The 1,920-nt window shown below is 55.4% G+C and carries 2 protein-coding genes and 1 pseudogene; all 3 read right to left on the reverse strand.

Annotated elements, in window-relative coordinates; translation table 11 throughout:
• Window positions 1-197: 197 nt before the first annotated feature.
• Window positions 198-1,070: an MBL fold metallo-hydrolase gene (locus N7578_RS22640; RefSeq protein ID WP_311112600.1), complete on the reverse strand. Its 873-nt coding sequence runs from the start codon at window positions 1,068-1,070 to the stop codon at window positions 198-200.
• Between the two features lie 274 nt (window positions 1,071-1,344).
• Window positions 1,345-1,752: a DUF1622 domain-containing protein gene (locus N7578_RS22645; protein WP_311112601.1), complete on the reverse strand. Its 408-nt coding sequence runs from the start codon at window positions 1,750-1,752 to the stop codon at window positions 1,345-1,347.
• An 80-nt stretch (window positions 1,753-1,832) separates the two neighbouring features.
• Window positions 1,833-1,920 (reverse strand): annotated as a pseudogene (locus N7578_RS22650) (alpha/beta hydrolase); the annotation flags it as partial.

Here is a 1,920-nt window from a genome sequence, read left to right on the forward strand (position 1 = left end):
ATTCCGAAACAGTCTGCCCGTCCTTCGCTTCCATTCAGATCCACCTAACACCGCTAAACGCAACCATTCGAAATTATTCCGATTCATGTCGTGAAATGTTTACAGCATCGGCAGAGCGGCTTCAAACCCTCAATTAGCATGAAGGCGATGCGCACTCACTTCGCATTCCAGTGACGAGGTGAGACACTGGCCAGCGATCACCAAACCTGAGTGGGGAACAAGTTCAGTGGAATCTTGAGATAGGGTGTACCATTGTCTTCAGCGGGCGGCAGGCGCCCGGCATGCAGGTTGATCTGCAAGGCGTGCAGCATCAGGCGTGGAAACGGCAAGATCGCATCGCGTGCCTCACGCGCGCTGATGAATGCATCGCGCCCCGCCTGCAGATGTGGATTTTTCTTCCTTTGCTCCGCGACAGTGCTTTCCCATAGAGCCTCGCGTCCACCCGGCCGGTAATCGTGACCGGTAAACAGCCGCGTATCATCGGGAAGAGCGAGAATTGCATCGATGGAGGACCAGAGTTTCGCAGCGCTTCCACCTGGAAAATCGGCACGGGCGCTACCGCTATCAGGCATGAACAGCGTGTCATGAATGAAGGCGGCGTCGCCAACGACATAGGTGATCGACGCCAGTGTATGGCCGGGAGACAGCATGACCCGGCACGTCATCTCCCCGATCGGAAAACTTTCCCCATCAGCGAACAGACGATCCCATTGTGAACCGTCCGTCATCATTTGCGGCATGTTGTAGATCTTCTGCCAGAGCTTCTGGACCTCGATCACCTTCGCGCCAATAGCGGTCTGGGCTCCGGTCCTCTCCTTGATGTAGGCGGCGGCGGAAAAGTGATCGGCATGTGGATGCGTATCGAGAATCCACTGCAGAACAAGCCCTTTTCTCTTCAGATAGGCTAGGATGGCATCGGCATTTGTCGTTTTCGTGCAGCCTGACTTCTCGTCGTAGTCGAGAACCGGGTCGATAATCGCACAGCTCTTTGTCGCCGGATCGGTCACGACATACTGGATGCTGCCCGTTCGCTCGTCATAGAAGCCTTCGACCAGAGGGTTTGCACTCATGATGACGATTCCGGATGGCTGAGGGTCTGCATAACGGCCGGGTCATTCACATCGCCAATCCGCGTATCGAGGAAGCCACTCCAAACACCGCATCCCTGCATCCAGAACCTCCATCGTGAAGACCGTTGGCGAATTTGGCTGAAAGAGAAGAAGTCGATCCATACTTATGATTGCCCGACGACCACAGCCATCTCAACCATACTGTATGGCTGCGCCCATCATCAAGACAAGCCGGCCGCCGCGACGAGAAGATAGTCAGGAAAACCGCTGCCTTTCATCGCTCCTGAACGTCTCGCGCCGCATTTCGAGATGCATTTCTCGACCACGGCCACTGACCATCGATCTCCGCCTCGAGAGAAAAACTGAGAAACGTGCGGATGAGCACGATCAGTCCAAGAAGACCGACACTTTCCCAGGTCAACGGAGCAATGATAGTGGCGATGATGTCTGCGCCGATCAGGATTTCCAGACCAAGCAATATGCCGCGACCCAGATTGGCCCGGTATCGGTCATAGGCATCTTTCCGTGTTACCGAGGTCAAATCACGCAGGTAGCCAATCGTGGCAACCGCAACGCCGATCAAAATCACACCGACACCAAAAAATTCCAGGCCTGATGCAAGCGGCTTCAACACCGGTGCGATCAGACTTGCCAATCCACCGGCCTCGTTGGCGATATCCATGAGAAAACTCCTTCTGCGTGGGTGAAATCAAAAAAGGCGCGACCTTTGCTGGCCGCACCCTTTGTCTGTCGTTGGCCGTTTCAGCCCTTGATGAAGGCGAGCAGGTCGGCGTTCAGCACGTCGGCATTGACGGTCAGCATGCCGTGCGAGAAGCCGGGATAGGTCTTC

The sequence above is a fragment of the Agrobacterium tumefaciens genome, assembly GCF_031801495.1.
Classification (GTDB): domain Bacteria; phylum Pseudomonadota; class Alphaproteobacteria; order Rhizobiales; family Rhizobiaceae; genus Agrobacterium; species Agrobacterium tumefaciens_K.